At 42.5% G+C, this 16,824-nt stretch carries 15 protein-coding genes and 5 pseudogenes; 12 read left to right on the plus strand and 8 right to left on the minus strand.

Annotated elements, in window-relative coordinates:
• Positions 1–114: 114 nt before the first annotated feature.
• A pseudogene (locus tag RS130_RS04965) lies at positions 115–1,565 on the plus strand (TrkH family potassium uptake protein).
• A gap of 38 nt (positions 1,566–1,603) precedes the next feature.
• On the opposite strand, the gene RS130_RS04970 reads toward RS130_RS04965, so the two are convergent.
• The 6 genes and pseudogenes from RS130_RS04970 to def form a co-directional block, all read right to left on the minus strand.
• Positions 1,604–1,855 (minus strand): hypothetical protein, encoded by a 252-nt coding sequence (locus RS130_RS04970; protein ID WP_316025048.1) that lies wholly within the window; start codon positions 1,853–1,855, stop codon positions 1,604–1,606.
• Positions 1,856–2,027: 172 nt separating this feature from the next.
• Positions 2,028–2,978 carry a CsgG/HfaB family protein gene (locus tag RS130_RS04975; RefSeq protein WP_316025049.1) on the minus strand — a complete coding sequence of 317 codons (951 nt, stop codon included), beginning with the start codon at positions 2,976–2,978 and terminating at the stop codon, positions 2,028–2,030.
• Between the two features lie 276 nt (positions 2,979–3,254).
• On the minus strand, positions 3,255–4,634 hold the full coding sequence (gene trkA / locus RS130_RS04980) for a Trk system potassium transporter TrkA (protein WP_316025050.1): 1,380 nt from the start codon (positions 4,632–4,634) through the stop codon (positions 3,255–3,257).
• Positions 4,635–4,655: 21 nt separating this feature from the next.
• A pseudogene (gene rsmB / locus RS130_RS04985) lies at positions 4,656–5,978 on the minus strand (16S rRNA (cytosine(967)-C(5))-methyltransferase RsmB).
• Positions 5,979–6,003: 25 nt separating this feature from the next.
• Positions 6,004–6,949 (minus strand): annotated as a pseudogene (fmt, locus tag RS130_RS04990) (methionyl-tRNA formyltransferase).
• 7 nt (positions 6,950–6,956) lie between these two features.
• Entirely contained in the window at positions 6,957–7,466 is a 510-nt protein-coding gene (gene def, locus RS130_RS04995) for a peptide deformylase (protein ID WP_316025051.1), read from the minus strand.
• A 214-nt stretch (positions 7,467–7,680) separates the two neighbouring features.
• Between def and RS130_RS05000 the strand changes: the two genes are divergently transcribed.
• The 11 genes and pseudogenes from RS130_RS05000 to RS130_RS05050 all read left to right on the plus strand — a co-directional run bounded on the left by RS130_RS05000 (position 7,681) and on the right by RS130_RS05050 (position 14,142).
• Positions 7,681–8,283: a hypothetical protein gene (locus RS130_RS05000; RefSeq protein ID WP_316025052.1), complete on the plus strand. Its 603-nt coding sequence runs from the start codon at positions 7,681–7,683 to the stop codon at positions 8,281–8,283.
• A gap of 70 nt (positions 8,284–8,353) precedes the next feature.
• Positions 8,354–8,677 (plus strand): hypothetical protein, encoded by a 324-nt coding sequence (locus tag RS130_RS05005; RefSeq protein WP_316025053.1) that lies wholly within the window; start codon positions 8,354–8,356, stop codon positions 8,675–8,677.
• Positions 8,678–8,721: 44 nt separating this feature from the next.
• Positions 8,722–8,961 carry a hypothetical protein gene (locus RS130_RS05010; protein ID WP_316025054.1) on the plus strand — a complete coding sequence of 80 codons (240 nt, stop codon included), beginning with the start codon at positions 8,722–8,724 and terminating at the stop codon, positions 8,959–8,961.
• Positions 8,962–9,030: 69 nt separating this feature from the next.
• Positions 9,031–9,855 carry a DNA-processing protein DprA gene (dprA, locus tag RS130_RS05015; protein ID WP_428982847.1) on the plus strand — a complete coding sequence of 275 codons (825 nt, stop codon included), beginning with the start codon at positions 9,031–9,033 and terminating at the stop codon, positions 9,853–9,855.
• 1 nt (position 9,856) lies between these two features.
• Positions 9,857–10,334: pseudogene (locus RS130_RS05020) on the plus strand (DUF494 family protein).
• A 39-nt stretch (positions 10,335–10,373) separates the two neighbouring features.
• Positions 10,374–10,937, plus strand: coding sequence for a DNA topoisomerase family protein (locus tag RS130_RS05025; protein WP_316025055.1), 564 nt, complete (start codon positions 10,374–10,376; stop codon positions 10,935–10,937).
• 69 nt (positions 10,938–11,006) lie between these two features.
• Positions 11,007–11,571: pseudogene (gene tsaC, locus RS130_RS05030) on the plus strand (L-threonylcarbamoyladenylate synthase type 1 TsaC).
• A 4-nt stretch (positions 11,572–11,575) separates the two neighbouring features.
• A complete protein-coding gene (gene hemF / locus RS130_RS05035) occupies positions 11,576–12,493 on the plus strand; it encodes an oxygen-dependent coproporphyrinogen oxidase (protein ID WP_316025056.1) in 918 nt (305 codons plus the stop codon).
• A complete protein-coding gene (locus tag RS130_RS05040; protein WP_316025057.1) occupies positions 12,493–12,819 on the plus strand; it encodes a hypothetical protein in 327 nt (108 codons plus the stop codon). Before hemF ends, RS130_RS05040 begins: the two co-directional genes overlap by 1 nt.
• Positions 12,819–13,319: a hypothetical protein gene (locus RS130_RS05045; protein WP_316025058.1), complete on the plus strand. Its 501-nt coding sequence runs from the start codon at positions 12,819–12,821 to the stop codon at positions 13,317–13,319. The genes RS130_RS05040 and RS130_RS05045 overlap by 1 nt, the downstream gene beginning before the upstream one ends.
• Before the next feature lie 25 nt (positions 13,320–13,344).
• A complete protein-coding gene (locus RS130_RS05050) occupies positions 13,345–14,142 on the plus strand; it encodes a PhzF family phenazine biosynthesis protein (protein ID WP_316025059.1) in 798 nt (265 codons plus the stop codon).
• A gap of 167 nt (positions 14,143–14,309) precedes the next feature.
• Here RS130_RS05050 and RS130_RS05055 read toward each other — a convergent pair whose 3' ends face one another.
• Positions 14,310–15,413, minus strand: a complete 1,104-nt coding sequence (locus RS130_RS05055; protein WP_316025060.1) for a Gfo/Idh/MocA family protein — start codon at positions 15,411–15,413, stop codon at positions 14,310–14,312.
• Positions 15,413–16,792 carry a divalent metal cation transporter gene (locus RS130_RS05060; RefSeq protein ID WP_316025061.1) on the minus strand — a complete coding sequence of 460 codons (1,380 nt, stop codon included), beginning with the start codon at positions 16,790–16,792 and terminating at the stop codon, positions 15,413–15,415. The genes RS130_RS05055 and RS130_RS05060 overlap by 1 nt, the downstream gene beginning before the upstream one ends.
• Positions 16,793–16,824: the final 32 nt, after the last annotated feature.

Here is a 16,824-nt window from a genome sequence, read left to right on the forward strand (position 1 = left end):
TTTAAATTTCTCTTTTGATTTAACGATTAGCAGACAATAATTATCTAAATGAATTTTACAGTGATTACATTCATGCCGTTACTAGGCTTTATTAAAACGAGTTTATCTTAAATCATGCAATATCGTACCATCATTCGTATTCTGGGATTACTTATTGCGTTATTAAGCGTCACTATGATCCCCCCGCAATTGTCTCTATTCTTTATGCTGATGGCAGTGGCTTACCTTTTTTAATGGCATTTATTTTATGTCTTACCACTGGCTTAGCGATTTGGTATCCAAATAGGCAGTACAAGTTCGATTTAAGAGCCAAAGAAGGCTTTTTAATAGTCGTGTTGTTTTGGACCGTATTGGCTAGTTTTGGTGCGTTGCCCTTTTTGTTGTTAGAACAACCTCACATGTCTACAACAGATGCTTTTTTTGAGTCATTTTCAGGCTTAACCACAACGGGTGCCACAGTCATTGAAGGTATTGATTATTTGCCTAAGGCTGTTCAGTTTTATCGTCAACAGCTGCAATGGTTGGGTGGAATGGGGATCATTGTACTTGCTGTCGCTATTTTGCCGATATTGGGCGTAGGGGGCATGCAGTTATACCGAGCTGAAACCCTAGGACCTGTGAAAGACTCAAAAATGACGCCCAGAATTGCAGATACTGCCAAACATCTTTGGTATATCTATCTATCTTTGACAGTCGCATGTACTATCGCTTATTGGGCTGTAGGAATGAATTGGTTTGATGCCATTTGCCATGCTTTTTCTACTATCGCTATCGGAGGCTTCAGTAATTATGATGCTAGCCTAGGGCATTTCGATAGTGTAGGTGTCAATATTGTTTGTGTTGTTTTTCTTTGGATAGCAGCCCTTAACTTTGCTTTGCATTATGCTGCAGCTAGTGGGCGTTCATTAAAAGGCTATTTTAACGACCCAGAACTTAAAACATTTTTTCTGATTCAATTCTCCTTAGTGTTAATTTGTTTTCTGGTATTGCTACAGCATAGTTGGTTCGAAAATGTTGGAATGACCTTCGACAAGGCGCTTATCCAATCTGTTTCTTTCAGTACAACCGCTGGCTTTGCTACTACTGACTTTTCAAGTTGGCCAGTGTTCTTGCCAATCATGCTTATTTTTTCTAGTTTTATTGGCGGCTGTGCTGGCTCGACGGGTGGAGGACTAAAAGTTATCCGGGTACTGTTGCTATTCGTCCAAGGAAACCGCGAGGTCAACCGATTAATCCATCCCAAAGCCGTTTATTCTGTCAAATTAGGTGAGCGTGCTTTACCTGATAGAGTGGTTGAAGCGGTATGGGGCTTTTTCTCAGCTTATGCCATGATATTCGTGATAATTATGGTCTGTTTGATTGGTACTGGCATGGACGATGTAACAGCCTTTACTGCGACAGCTGCGACACTGAATAACTTAGGTCCTGGTTTAGGTGAGGTCGCTGGTACGTATGCAGATGTGACTGATGGAGGTAAATGGTTGTTAATTTTGGGAATGTTGTTTGGGCGGCTTGAGGTGTTTTCCTTGTTGGTATTGTTTTCACCAACATTTTGGAAGAGCTGAAAAAGAGACCTGTATTTTATCAGGCCTCTTACCTATGATTATTCAGCTAAAAATGACTCTTTAGTGATTAATTCAATATCCATTAATTCTTGCCTAAACACCGGATCAATGTCTTCGTTTTGCAATGCAAGCGTTCTATTTTTCTCAAATTGCTTTGAGTGAGCTTCAATCCTTTTACCTAACGTAGACCAAGCTTGCTTTCTTACATCGAGTGGCCAAGCTTCAAGCTCGATTTTATGAGAGTTAATGCTAGATACCATCATGTTAATTAATGTTTGGTAATTCATCATACTATTTCCCGCTTTATTCATTTGCTCGGCCGACATAGAGCCTAATGCGGAAAGTAGGGGGCATGATTCTTCAACCAGTTATAATATTTACTCAGAGCTTTTTCATCGTAATTATCATCAATGTAGAAGTTTTGCGTTCTAGATTTGGTTACCACTTTTGGCTTTGTTGTTTCTACATAGGTAGTGGTTGGTGCGGGAGTCGGGGCAACCACCGGTGTAGGAGCTGCAGTAACGGTTGCTTGCGGCATCGGGTCGTCAGCGCCGCCAACTGTGAGTAACCCCCTTTGCCTAAGCCACCCTTGACTGTTTGTGCTTTATAATTACGTAATGCATTGACCATTTGATTGTAAGAATCAGCAAAAGAAGCAACAATTATTTTACCTTCTGGGGTCTCAGAGAAACCTTTGGCTCCGCCGGCTAATGGACCTGCGAGCATTCCACCAAATAAGTCGAAATCCCAGTTTCCGGCACTGCCCACTGCAGCTGATACTTGAACCCCTGAGCGATTTTCTATTAACAAAAGATTGGTGGACGCTTCATTCTTTTTCACGCCACCGCCGACTATAGAACCCAAGCTTCCCAATAAGGCGCCGCCCATTGCTTTTAAGCCTTTTGTACCTTCTGCAGAAAATTGAATAGATGGGCTTAAGGTGTAGTCAGCAGCAACCATTTGGCCGCCACCTATATTGCTACCAGAACGTAATTGCCCCGATTGCATTAACTGCCGCTCTTTGTTCATCGATGCCATAGCGGCCCCGCGCTCAACAATAACAAAACAATTTGACTGTTGGATCATCAGTCGAATGACGGGTAAAGTACTGCCAAGTTTGGGATACCTTGAGCGATAATCACGCCACCAAGGCGCACTTTTATCTTCAAAAACGGTTAAGGTGCCTAGGGTTTGTTCACACTTCTCGAGGCTTGAATTTTCACCTGTTGTATTTCCACCTCCGGCACCACCGGTGACGGTATTACCATCAGTACTTCCCATTGTTGGTAAGGTTGACATACAGCCAGAGATTAATGTGCTCAATAACGTGACAGCGAGCATTTTAGTTAGGGGTTTGTTAAATTTAGGATAGGCTGTTTGTATAGCCTTCATACCTGAAGTAATTTGATGCATAACATGTTCCTTGGGTATAAAAAATCTTTAAACTAACTTTGATCAATGTTTTGCCTGATATGGTGAAAGATCATACTTACCCAAATGGACCACTTAGGTAATACAACTTTAAATCATATTCAAATATCAAATGCTTGGCAGTATAGGGGGCTGTATATCTTTGCGGGGTACTTCTACTGTTTCATTGTGTAAATACCGCATCATTCACTGAGAAAATAACAGCCTATAAACTTTAGCAACTTTGAATTGTGAAGTATATGAATGTTTGGTTGAATATTAGCCAAAGAAGAAAGCGCTAGGTTGGAACAGCTTTTCAACGTGACTGATGTATTTTTTGTCTACTAAAAAGAGAATCACATGGTCGTTCGGTTCTATTTTTGTATTACTGTGGGCAATTATGACTTCATCTTCGCGAACAATCGCGCCTATGGTTGTGCCGGGAGGGAGTTTAATTTCGCGTATTAGTTTTCCTACCACCTTTGAGGTGTTTTGATCGCCATGCGCAATTGCCTCGATTGCTTCTGCAGCGCCCCTGCGGAGTGAGTAAACGTTTACTATATCCCCTCGTCTTATATGGGTTAAAAGTGCCGATATTGTGGCTTGCTGTGGTGAAAAGGCAATGTCAATCTCTCCACCTTGAACTAAATCAACGTATGCACTTCGTTGGATCAGCACCATGGCTTTCTGTGCACCTAGACGTTTAGCCAGCATGGCTGACATGATGTTGGCTTCATCATCGTTAGTAACAGCGATAAAGGCGTCAACCTGCTGAACATTCTCTTCTGTCAATAATTCATGATCCGATGCATCACCTGAAAAAACGATCGTTTTATCTAAATGGGCAGATAAATATTTTGCACGCTCAGGGCTATATTCTATAAGTTTTACATTGTGATCATGTTCTAATAACTTAGCTAAACCAGCGCCTATTAAACCGCCACCAGCAATCATGATGCGCTTATAACTTGACTCAAGTTTTTGTAATTCGCTCATGACGGTACGAATGTGTTTAGTGGCCGCAATAAAAAACACTTCATCATCGGCTTCAATAATGGTGCTACCTAACGGTCTGATTGGTTTTCCACGGCGATAAATAGCTGCTACGCGAGTATCAACATTAGGAATGTGTTCTTTCAACGTAGACAGGGCATGTCCCACTAATAAACCACCATAATAAGCCTTTACGGCTACTAAGCTGGCCTTACCGTCGGCAAATTCTACAACCTGTAACGCGCCTGGGTAATCGATTAGGCGCTTAATTGCTTTTGTGACTAACTGTTCAGGGGCGATTAAATGATCAACGGGTATATCTTGATGCTTAAACAACTGCTCTTGGTAGATGATGTATTGTTCGGATCGAATTCGCGCTATTTTGGTGGGGGTTTTATACAAACTGAAAGCAACTTGGCAAGCCATCATATTACTTTCATCACTGTTAGTTACAGCAATTAGCATATCGGCGTCTTCAGCCCCGGCCTTTTTCAATACATCTGGATGAGACCCCATACCTGCAACAACTTGTAGATCAAGCCTATCTTGCAATTGCCTTAACGTTTCAGGATCTGAATCAATGACAGTAATTTCGTTTTTTTCGCCAACTAAATTTTCAGCTAGTGTGGCGCCAACTTGGCCAGCACCAAGAATGATTATTTTCATGTTTTAAGTGGTCTTTAAACCTTATTGTGAAGCAGACTTTAGCAGTCTGGCATAGTAGAAACCATCCATTTGTTGCTGTCCAGGAAATATTTGTTGACCTGGCTTATCTTCAGAGTCGTTATTAAACTGGCTATCTAGTATTGCATCCGGGGTCGTCGTTAAAAAATGCTTTATTTGTAGATGGTTTTCTTCCGGTAAAATCGAACAGGTGGCGTATAGCAAGGTTCCTCCTGGTTTTAAAAGTGTCCATACGGCATTCAATATTTGTTGTTGTAGCTCAACTAATACTTCAATATCTTTTGCTTTTCTTAACCACTTTATATCCGGATGACGGCGAATAATTCCAGTAGCGGAGCAGGGGGCATCGAGTAATATTCGGTCATATAAATTATTATCCCACCAGGTCTCTGGTTGGGCGGCATCACCCACCACTATTTTCGCTTTGTGTTCAAGTCTCGCTAAGTTTTCTTCGATTCTTTTGGCGCGAGTTGGATCAATTTCCAACGCGGTAATGGCTGCAATATCTGCTTGCTGCTCAATTATGTGGCAGGTTTTTCCACCGGGCGCTGCACAACAATCTAAAATATTGTCAGTCGCTTGTGGCGCTAAATACTCTGCTGCCAATTGAGCAGCACCATCTTGTACAGCGAACCATCCTGAATCAAATCCTAAGCAATGATGTGACGTCACAACCTTTGCTCAAAATTAGGCCATTAGAATGGACGTCTGACGTTTGATATTCGATACTCTTGGCCGTCAATGCTGTTTTGAACTCAGCTAAAGACACTTTTTGCCATTGACTCTTAGCCAAATCGGCGCTTTTGTTTGCATATTGGCGACAAGCTCAGGTAGTTTGTCTTGATAAGCATTATCTAGCTTTTTAAATAACCATTTAGGTAAGCCCGAGGCAATTTGTTGGTTGGGTGGCTCTTGGTTGGACATGTCTTCTCGAATGAAGTTTCGCAAAATTCCATTCACTACACCTTTCATTGCCAGTGTATTTAAGGGCTGACAGGCGGCAACGGTTTCAGACACAGCTGCGTGTTGGCTGACTCGACTAAATGCCAACTGATAAAAACCCAACATGATCAAGTGTTCGACAATTTTAAAGCGATTTTTTAAAGGTTTGTCTAACAACTGCCGCAACCAATGTTGCAATATTGGCAGATTGCGCAAGACCCCATAAACCATTTCTTGTAACCAGGCTTTGTCTTGTTCTTTTAGTTGCGTTTGTGCAAGAGGTAGGCACTCTCGTGCAGACTGGCCTTCTTCAAGAATTTGAAACAACACTTTGGCCGCATCAGCTCTGAGATTAAATGTGGCTCGACTTTTGTTGGCTTTCATAACACAGAGCCTAAATCAAATAAGATCATTGTAAAACGTTACCTTGGGCAAACCAATCTGCTCTGCCATTTAATATGTCTGATACTGGCATAGGTTTTTTGCCTGAGTAACTGAAGGATTTTGAGTAATAGAAAGCCTTGACCTGTGGCCACTAAAATACCTGCTTTGTCAGCACTCACAATTTGCCCTGGGGTACTATTCAATGAGTCACCTATGACTACTTCTGCAGCGTGGACTTTGACATTGGTGTTTTGAACACGTAAAAATGCCACTGGCCATGGATTAAAAGAACGAACATTCCTTTCTAGTTGCTGGGCGTCCAATTGCCAATCTATCTTGGCTTCTTCTTTCGATAATTTATGGGCATAGGTCGCCTTATCTTCATCTTGAATTTCTGGGGTTAATTCAAATAGCTGAACTAAAGTGGCTATTAATGCTTGTGGACCTATCTGCGATAACTTTCGATAAAGCGAAGCGCTAGTATCTTCAGGTTGGATAGGTAACGCTTGCTTGAGTAACATTGCGCCTGTATCTAAACCTTGATCCATCTGCATAATCGTCACGCCGGTTTCGTTATCACCAGCCCATATTGAGCGTTGAATCGGTGCTGCACCGCGCCATTTAGGTAATAAAGAGCCATGTACGTTTAAGCAGCCTAATTTAGGGGTTTCTAACACGGCCTTAGGTAAGATCAGACCATAAGCTACCACTATCATGATGTCGGCATTTAAACCTGCCAACACTTGTTGGGCTTCAACTGTCTTCAATGACTCAGGCTGATAGACCGTGATATTGTGCTCAACGGCTAATTGTTTAACTGCACTGGCCTGTAGTTTTTTTCCACGTCCGGCGGGCCTGTCGGGTTGGCTATAAACAGCCACAACTTCATGTTCAGAATCAATTAATGCCTGCAAATGCAAAGCTGCGAATTCTGGTGTACCGGCAAAAATGACTTTCAAAGGATTACTCAACCTGTTCTTAACCTCTGGCCGCTAATTTAGCTTCTTTTTCTAGTTTCTTCTTGATCCGCTGACGCTTCAACGGAGACAAATAATCAACGAATAGCTTACCTTTCAGATGGTCAAGTTCGTGTTGAATACAAATCGCTAATAAACCTTCTGCATCCATCGAGAAACTCTTTCCTGCTTTGTCTAAAGCGGTAACAGTAATTTTTTCAGCTCTTTCAACTTGGGCGTAATTGTTAGGCACAGACAAACAGCCTTCTTCACTGATTGTTTTTCCATCCATGTGGGTGATTTCTGGATTGATAAATACTAAGGGGTTATCTTGCTCTTCAGAAACATCCATTACCACAACTTGCTTATGTACATTTATTTGGGTCGCAGCTAAGCCAATGCCGTTTTCTTCACGCATGGTTTCAAACATATCTGCAACTAAGGTGGTAATTGTACTGTCTACTTTTTCTACTTTTTTTGCGACCGTGCGTAATCTCTCATCAGGAAAACGCAAAACTTCTAATATTGCCATTCTATTATTCAACTATAATGAGTCTTTCAAAACCGACTCTTAAACTAATTACACCAATACTTGGTATAGGTCTCTATGTCCCTATTTGTATTGGTCTGTGTTTTATTTGCTACACGCTTAAATAGATTGCGCTATCTAAACCGTTTCATCATTGGCTATTCTAGCTTAAATGGATCGAAAACATAATAGTGACTGTATCAAGGAGGATTAAACAATGCTGATTAATGATTTAATCAAGTTAACGCTGCTGGGGTTTCTGTGCCCACAGCTATCCTTTGCTAAAGTATCCAGCGAGGTTACGGCTGTCTATTTTGTGGAGCATGATACTAGCTTAGGAGGTAATGTAGATTCGACAGAAATACGCCGTTCGGCTAACAAAAAGCAAAAAGTGTTAACGCTAGCTATGGTTCGAGAAGAATCTAAACCTGTCATTCAGTTGTCTCCCAGTATAAAAAAGCAGCCCAAGCGGCAAACAGCTATTGCTTGGTCTGTTTTCAGCCCTTACATTGAAAATAACATGCTAATGTCTGTCGATGAGTACAAGCGTCAGGTCTATGTGCTTGGTAATCATGCAGGAGCAGTAAGGTATGAAACTGATGACTTAGTGTTAAGTAGTCCTTTACATTTTGCAACTGAGATTCTAGTAACAGGTCGCTATCAAATTGTTAGGGCACATCAGAAACTGTATGACCTGCAAGGAAAGTTGCTTGGCCTACAAATAGAACATATTGCTAAAGTTGACGTGCTACCTAGTCAACAGTCGCGGCACGGTATATTAAAAATATCTCAAAGTTTGTCAGAAGTTAAACCTTGGTGACAGAGTCATTCCATATCAATCAATAAGTTTAGACGATATACCAGTAGAGCCAGCAGACAAACAACAAGGGGTGATTGTTGCTGGTTTAGAGCAACATAGTTTGTTGGCTCAGTATGACCTTGTAGTTCTAGATCTTGGTCGTGACAAGCTTGCTGCTGGTACTGTTATGGGCATTTACAGTCAAGGGCCAGACATCATCAAGGGTGAGCCCCCTCGTTATTCTGCTAAAGCGTCGGCCCTGAGTATTGCGCATATTTCTCAACCTAAAATTGAACAGCCGGCAATGAAAGTGGGTGAAGTGATAGTAGTTAATACTTTTGAAAATGCCAGTTATGCACTTATCACTGAGTCAACTAAAGTGATAACAACAGGAATGATTGTCGCAAAACCATAAGTCGAACCACCAGCATTAACCTTGAGGAATAGCTATGCAACAGGATGTTGAAAGTACAAGGCTCTCTCGCCAAATCAGATGCTTTGCTTGATTGGCTTACCCTTAGGCAAATTCCGAGATTTTCAGTGGCCAGTTTAACCAAGCTTTCAGCCAAATATGATGTGAGCTTAGCTGAACTACTTGGGTTACCCCCTAAGCGGCTAAGGGAAATGGGCTTCAATGAGAGCCAAATTAGTGTTATTCAACAGCCCGATCAAAACCTTATAGCTGCCAGCGTAACCTGATTAAACGCCGAGCCGAATCGGTTTATTTTACATTTTGAGCATCCAAACTACCCTGAGTTACTCAAACAAATATCAAGCCCACCTGCTATTTTGTATGGATACGGAAATTGCCAACACTTAGGCCGCCATCAATTGGCCATGGTGGGGACCCGTAACCCGAGTGCTCATGGTAAAGAGCACGCAAAAATGTTTGCTCACAAATTAAGTCAATTAGGTTGGACCATTACCAGTGGCTTAGCCCTAGGTATAGATGGTTTTTCTCATCAAGGAGCACTGTTAGATAAAAACATTACTGTGGCTATTTTGGGTACGGCTATTGATAAAATGTATCCTAAGCGCCATATCAAGCTTGCGGAGCAAATATTAGCTCATGACGGAGTGATTGTTTCTGAGTTTGCTCCGAATACACCGAGTAAACCAGAGAACTTTCCTCGACGAAATCGAATTATCAGCGGCTTGTCTGTAGGCACATTAATTATTGAGGCTGCCATTAAAAGTGGTTCGTTAATTACCGCGAGATATGCTTTAGAGCAAAATAGAGAAGTCTTTGCATTACCCGGCAATATCCATAACCCAATGGCAGCGGGTTGTAATTATTTAATCCAACAAGGTGCAAAATTGGTAACCTGCATAGAAGATATAAATGAAGAATTTGGTCATGTAAATTTACCCTGTTCGATGATAAACCAAGCGATTGAGCAAAAAAAAGCAGATCAGAGCTTGGCATCAGACAATTTGTTAGATAGTGTAGATTTTGAAGTGACGCCATTAGATGTAGTGGCGCAGCGCAGCGGCATCGCAGTTGAAAAGCTCATGTCGATATTATTAGAGTATGAGTTGTGTGGTTTAGTCAGCGCCGTACCAGGCGGTTACATTAAATTGGGGGAAAAATAATATGTTCGATATCCTCATGTATTTGTTTGAAAACTTTATTCACAACGAATCGGAAATTCGGGTCGATCAAGACGAACTAACCGACGAGCTAATTAGAGCAGGGGTTCCATCATGATGAAATCTATAAAGCACTCTCTTGGCTAGAGAAGTTGGCTGCTTTGCAAGAAACTGACATCAAGCCTTACTTTGCGAAAGGTCCTACTTCTTTTGTAACCCGTATTTATACCCAAGATGAAGAAATGCGCCTTGACTTGGAATGCCGCGGTTTTTTGATGTTCTTAGAGCAAATCAATGTTTTGGACTCTTCGACACGGGAAATGGTCATCGACCGAGTCATGGAAATTGATTCTAAAGAGTTTTGTTTAGAAGACATGAAATGGGTTGTGTTGATGGTGCTATTTAATGTGCCGGGTAAAGAGAACGCCTATGCTCAAATGGAAGATTTACTATTCGAAGAGCCAGAAGGTCCGCTTCATTAGGCGCGCAACAGAATGGGTCTAAATAAGTGTTGAACTTAAGTGTCTAAAATTGACCATTCATTATTTTCTGCCCATGAACAGGCCTCAGAGCAGGCGTTTGGCCCTTGTCCCAAATGCCAAGCTAAATTAGCCATAAGGCACGGAAAGTCTGGTGCCTTCATTGGCTGTACTCGCTATCCTGAGTGTGATTTTTCAAAACCTCTGCATGAGTATGAAAATGCTGACCTTAAGGTTATCGATGGATCTTCATGCCCATTATGTCAATCACAATTAGTCATTAAAAAAGGTCGATTTGGCTTATTTATTGGCTGCAGTGACTTTCCGACTTGTCATTATATTGAGTCCAACAGTAAAGCTGAAGAAACAACTGTGACGTGCCCCTCATGCCAAAAAGGTCAGCTTAGCAAGCGTTCAAATAAATTTGGAAAGACATTTTATTCCTGCGACAAATATCCCAAATGTAAATACGTACTCAATTCGCCTCCTGTTTCTATGACATGCCCAGAGTGCGAATGGCCTGTTATGATTAAAAAAGTCTTGTCTGGAAAAGGCGTTTTACAGTGCCCTCAAAAGTTGTGCGGTTATAAAAAGTCGGTAGAATGAGCTATCTTGTCTCTTTCTACCATACCCTTAGCGCTTAACTGCGACTAATTACAAGTAGTACTTTATCCAATGAAACAATTAAAAAATGAAGATTCTTTGTTAGAAGAGTTTTTAGCCGGAAAGATTTTTGCCTACCCTACGGAAGCTGTTTTTGGTTTAGGTTGTGATCCAGATCAAGAACACGCTGTTTTAACTCTGTTAGCATTAAAACAACGACCAATAGAAAAAGGCCTTATATTAGTGGCTAGGAGTTATTCTCAGTTATTGCCTTATGTTAACGATGCGGCAATTCCTATGTACAAACGTACTGAGATATTTTCTAGCTGGCCTGGTCCTAATACTTGGTTGTTACCAGCGGCTAAGAGTACGCCTCGATGGCTTACTGGTGGCTCTGAATTTATTGCGGTAAGAGTCAGTGCTCATCCGCTAGTGCAATCATTATGCGAGCTATTTGCTAAGCCTTTAGTGTCTACCAGTGCCAATTTGACTGGTCAGGTATCGGCAACAACCGAGCAGGAAGTGATTGAACAATTTCAACAACAAGTGGTGTTAATACCTGAGTGAATTAGGAAAAAGCCGTAAACCAAGTAAAATACGTCACGGAATTACCGGACAAATCATAAGAGATAATTAGTCACATGTCAGACGATACAAGCCCCAACATAGAAAAAGTTAAAAAGTACCTTTTAAAATTACAAGACAACATTTGTCAGACCTTAGAATTAGCCGATGGCAAAGGCCACTTCATTGAAGATAATTGGCAACGAGAGTTGGGCGGAGGAGGCCGAACTCGAGTACTGACTAATGGCAATGTAATTGAACAAGGTGGAGTCAACTTTTCCCACGTATTTGGTGGCGAGTTACCCGCGTCGGCAACAGCAGCAAGGCCAGAACTAGCTGGTAGGAGTTTTCAAGCTGTAGGTGTGTCTTTAGTTATACATCCTAAAAACCCTTATGTGCCTACCACTCATGCCAATGTACGATTTTTTATCGCCGAAAAACCTGGTGAAGAGCCGGTTTGGTGGTTTGGCGGAGGATTCGACTTAACGCCTTTTTATCCTTTTGAAGAAGATGTAGTGCATTGGCATACTGTCGCGAAAAAGGCTTGTGATCCATTTGGTGAGAATGTTTACCCTGAATATAAAAAATGGTGTGACGACTACTTCTTTCTTAAACACAGAGGTGAAACGCGTGGCGTAGGTGGTTTGTTTTTTGATGATTTGAATCGACCTGGTTTTAAGAAGAGTTTTAAAACAATGAAAGCCATTGGCAACGCATTCCTGGATGCTTATGTGCCTATCATTGAAAAGCGAAAAGACACGCCTTATACCGAGCGCGAACGTGATTTTCAGTTATACCGACGGGGTCGTTATGTGGAGTTTAACTTGGTCTGGGACAGAGGTACCTTGTTTGGCTTGCAAACAGGAGGGCGCACTGAGTCTATTTTGATGTCTATGCCGCCGCTTGCCCGATGGGAGTATGATTATCAACCAGAACCAGGTAGTAAAGAAGCTGACTTATATGACAATTACCTAAAGCCTAGGGAGTGGCTATAGTGACTGACAAGTTTATCGTTTTTGGCAATCCCATTGCCCAAAGTAAGTCTCCGCAGATACATACAATGTTTGCTGAGCAAACTGGGCAAGATATTAGTTATGCTCGACAACATGCTGAGGTAGAAAGTTTTAAAAGTGACTTAGATCAACTTTTTTCAGATCCTCAAGCCAAGGGCTGCAATGTCACTGCACCTTTTAAAGAACAAGCGGCAGAGTGGGCTGATGAATTAAGCTCTGGAGCCAAGCTAGCAGGAGCGGTAAACACTATTATTCGCCAACCAAATGGCAAGTTTTTAGGTGACACCACAGACGGCCCTGGCAGATAGTGCAAGATTTACTGCGTTTGAATGCCGTCAACAAAGGTGCCCGTATTTTACTTTTGGGTGCTGGTGGCGCTGCTAGGGGTGCTTTGCAATCTTTATTAGCTTTACAGCCCTCATTATTGCTGGTGGCGAATCGCACCAAAGCAAAGGCAGAACGGTTAGCTTCGTTGATCCCGCAAGATAATTTACAAGCCTGTGGCTTTGACGATTTAGTTAAGCAAAGTGAGCCATTCGATTTGATAATTAACTCCACATCGGCCAGCTTGTCTGGTCAATTGCCACCTATTGCCGACAATATTATTGCTAACTGTGGTTTTGTCTATGACATGAGCTACAGTGACAAGCCTACGGTATTCCTTAGTCATGCTAAAAATCTAGGCGTGGCTCGCATGTCTGATGGTTTAGGTATGTTGGTCGGGCAAGCCGCCGAGAGTTTTTACTTATGGCGTGGGGTTAGACCGGCAGTAGAGCCTGTGATTGCCGCCCTTAGAGCAGAATTGTAAACTGTAAAAGGAGTACGGGCTCTCTATGAGAATTACACTTTTTCAAGTTGATGCTTTTGCTACTAGGGTTTTTCAAGGAAACCCCGCTGCCGTTTGTCCACTAGACGAATGGTTAGAGGATGAGCTGTTACAAAAAATAGCTGAAGAAAATAATCTGTCCGAAACCGCATTTTTCGTTGTCACTGAGCAACAGATCTCTTTACGCTGGTTCACGCCCGAAGCTGAGGTCGACCTTTGTGGTCACGCTACGTTAGCCGCAGCTCATGTTTTGTATCAGCATTTAGACTACGCCGAACCAGAAGTAAAGTTTCAAACCCGTAGTGGTGAACTGCTGGTGGCTAAAAATGAGACTGGCTACGTAATGGATTTTCCCGCCACTGTGCCGCAACTTATTGCCCCTCCTGCGGCCTTGCTAGCTGGCCTCGATGGTATAGTGCCAAAGGCTGTGCTTGCCGCCTTTGACTATGTGGTGGTACTTGAAAGTGAGCAAGCCGTACGAGACCTAAAACCTAAGTTTGCAGAATGGCTAACCCTCGACTTAAGAGGGGTAGTGGTAACTGCGAAAGGTGACGAAGCAGACTTTGTTAGCCGCAGTTTTTTTCCTAAGCTCAAGGTGAATGAGGATCCTGTCACGGGCTCGGCTCATTGCGAACTGACACCGTATTGGGCGAAGCAACTCAATAAGTCAGCGCTGCAAGCTAAACAAGTATCTGCGCGAACAGGACTGATTGGTTGCCAGCAATGGCAAGATAGAGTGCGACTAACTGGCAATGCAGTGGACTATTTGGTTGGTGAAATCAATCTAGACTGGAATGATAAATAACCTTTTAGCAAGGTGTTTATCCAATTTAATCACTATGGATTGGTACGCGTTATCTTGATGAGTATTGCATTGCTTATCTGCATAAAAAAGGCTTAGCAGTAATTAGGGGTGCGGATCCTATTCACTGCCAAGCCAATTAAAATTGACACGATGCTAGTTGGCAAACCTTACTGCTTGGCTAAGTCTGCCATTTTCTGGGCGCGCATACTTAATTCAGCCGCTTTAAATACGTGTTCTTGGCTCATGGCATTTTCGGTTCTGTTTATTACGTCTAAAATGAGTTGTCCGAAGTATGGAAAGCTCGATTGACCTAAACAATCAATTTCTTGTTCTTTATCATGGTTTGTAAAAAACAACTTAGACGCAGGCGCTTGGCGAGCTACATCATTGTATTTTCTGCATTCAATATTGCCTTGGGTACCAATAATTATGGTCCGACCGTCGCCCCAAGTGGCTTGTCCTTCAGGGGTAAACCAATCAACGCGAGTATAAAAAGATGTGCCATTGTCGCCTGTCATGGAGATTTCACCAAAGTCTTCAAGGCCCGGCTTATCACTGTTATTAAAGTTTTCAACTCGTGAAAAATTTATGCTTGCATTGGTTTCACCAGCATAAGTCAAGAACTGCTCTACTTGGTGTGAGCCAATGTCGGTTAAAATCCCACCATAACAATGTTTGTCGAAGAACCAGTCTGGACGAGTCGCTTTAGCCAAGCGGTGTGGTGCAAGATTAACAACCTGTAGAACGCGGCCAATGGCCCCTTGTTTTATTAGCTCTCCCGCTTGCCATGCGGCTTCGTTATGGAGTCGTTCAGCATAATACACAGCGTATTTTTGTTTGGTATGGGTTACTACCTCCTTGACCTTAGCCAACTGGTCTAAGGTAGTGAAAGGAGACTTGTCGGTAAAATAATCTTTACCTGCCTGCATTACGCGTATGCCAATATCCGCTCGTAAATGAGGAATGGCGGCCGAGGCAACTAGCTTAGTGTCACTATCATCCAAGATTTGTTGGAATGAATCAGCGACAGTGGCTTGTGGATACTTCGCACAAAAAGCCGCTAAGCGGGCTTCATTGGAGTCGTAGACGTACTTAAGCGTAGCGCCAGCCTGCAATAAACCGTTAGTTTGGCCATTGATATGCCCATGATCTAAATAAGCAACAGAGAAGGTAAACTCGCCCGGTTGCACGACAACTTCGCTTTTGCCAACTGGTGCATAGTTTGCCCCGTCTTTCATATTGGTTTTGTTAGGTACAGATCCTTGAGCCATTAGATATAACCCATTTTAACTAAAGTTGAATAAATTACACTGGCAAGCACAGTAATGATACAAACTGCCATTGCGATGTTAATAAATAGACGCTTATTGCCTGTCGGCATGGCTTCGCCAAGATAGTCTTTTTTGTTGTTCAACACTGCCCAGCCGATATAAGCCACGGGTAGTAAAAATCCACAAATTGCTGATGTTGGCAATACGACATAAGCGCCCATTGTTTGCCACACAAATACGCCGAGAATTGCTGGGGTAGGGGCTAGTAAAGCCAATTTGTATTTAATGCTGTTTTCTGACCAACCAAACATCGCCGCTGCTGCCGAGCCACAACACAACATATGCATTACAAGTGAACCCACTGCCATGCCAAAAATACCAAAAGCAAAAATAAGGCGGCTAGTGACTTCATCAAGTCCAGCTGACATAAACATAGTGCCAGCCTGAGTGGGACTTAGTTTGCCTTGAATATCTAGATCAGAGCCATAAAATGCACCCGCCGCGGCAATGGAAATTAAACTAGTGACCAAAATGTAAGGCACCACTAAACCTAAGCCTATGTCGTATCGAGACAACTCAGCATGCTCTTTTCCCCACTTTTTATGCAGTAAGGTGTAACCATAAATAAAGGTCATGTTAATCCCAACGGCACTGCCTAGTGCGGCCATGACCACTGTTACACCTTGTGTATCTGTAGGCAAAGACGTAGGAATATAGCCCGCTGCAACGGCTGCCCAGTCTACTTTGCCATTAACAGAAGCACTAATCACTACCCAAGCAAACGCAACAATAATCAAAGCACTTAGCACTTTAATACCTGTTTCAAAATATTTAACTGCGTTGTTTTTGCCGCCTTCACTGTCATGATCACCGTATTTCCATGCAGTAAATGCTACCCCTATCCATATTAGTATTGCTAACGCTAACAGGTACATATCTCGCGCTGAGCCTGTGTCTTGCTCAACTGAGAAGCCAGTGCTGACCACTATTATTTCTTCTAACATCGCTGCGCTTAATGGGTAGTGAGCAAATCCCCAAATAATACTTGAGGCAAAAGCCGCGATTGCCCAGCCCCAAGCAATTGGTGCATTCACATGCTTTTTCATTGCCTCGAAAGGTTTGTCTTGGGTATGCAAAGTTTGGTGAGACAAGACAAATAGCATGATGCAACCAATGATCATGGCAACAGGTTGTACCCACAATAGTTCGTAGCCAAATAAAGCCCCAATAGTTAAGGACGTGACAGCACTACCACCACCCAAGGTCATGGCACCTTGTAACCATCCTGGCCCACTTAGTTTGACATATGATGGGACGCGGGCGTACCACGGTTTGCTAGCTAAAGCTTGGAGTGAGGCTATTTCGCTGCTGTTATTCATAATTAGAACTCTTTATTTCTATCATTAATGTA

The organism is Paraglaciecola aquimarina (assembly GCF_032464635.1).
GTDB classification, from domain to species: Bacteria; Pseudomonadota; Gammaproteobacteria; order Enterobacterales; family Alteromonadaceae; genus Paraglaciecola; species Paraglaciecola aquimarina.

Coding starts and splice junctions, on each gene's coding strand:
- RS130_RS04970 (WP_316025048.1), bottom strand. CDS start 1,855: ATGATGAATTACCAAACATTAATTAACATGATGGTATCTAGCATTAAC.
- hemF (WP_316025056.1), top strand. CDS start 11,576: ATGTCAGACGATACAAGCCCCAACATAGAAAAAGTTAAAAAGTACCTT.
- RS130_RS05060 (WP_316025061.1), bottom strand. CDS start 16,792: ATGAATAACAGCAGCGAAATAGCCTCACTCCAAGCTTTAGCTAGCAAA.
- def (WP_316025051.1), bottom strand. CDS start 7,466: ATGGCAATATTAGAAGTTTTGCGTTTTCCTGATGAGAGATTACGCACG.
- RS130_RS05010 (WP_316025054.1), top strand. CDS start 8,722: ATGTTGAAAGTACAAGGCTCTCTCGCCAAATCAGATGCTTTGCTTGAT.
- RS130_RS04975 (WP_316025049.1), bottom strand. CDS start 2,978: ATGCATCAAATTACTTCAGGTATGAAGGCTATACAAACAGCCTATCCT.
- trkA (WP_316025050.1), bottom strand. CDS start 4,634: ATGAAAATAATCATTCTTGGTGCTGGCCAAGTTGGCGCCACACTAGCT.
- RS130_RS05050 (WP_316025059.1), top strand. CDS start 13,345: ATGAGAATTACACTTTTTCAAGTTGATGCTTTTGCTACTAGGGTTTTT.
- RS130_RS05055 (WP_316025060.1), bottom strand. CDS start 15,413: ATGGCTCAAGGATCTGTACCTAACAAAACCAATATGAAAGACGGGGCA.
- RS130_RS05000 (WP_316025052.1), top strand. CDS start 7,681: ATGCTGATTAATGATTTAATCAAGTTAACGCTGCTGGGGTTTCTGTGC.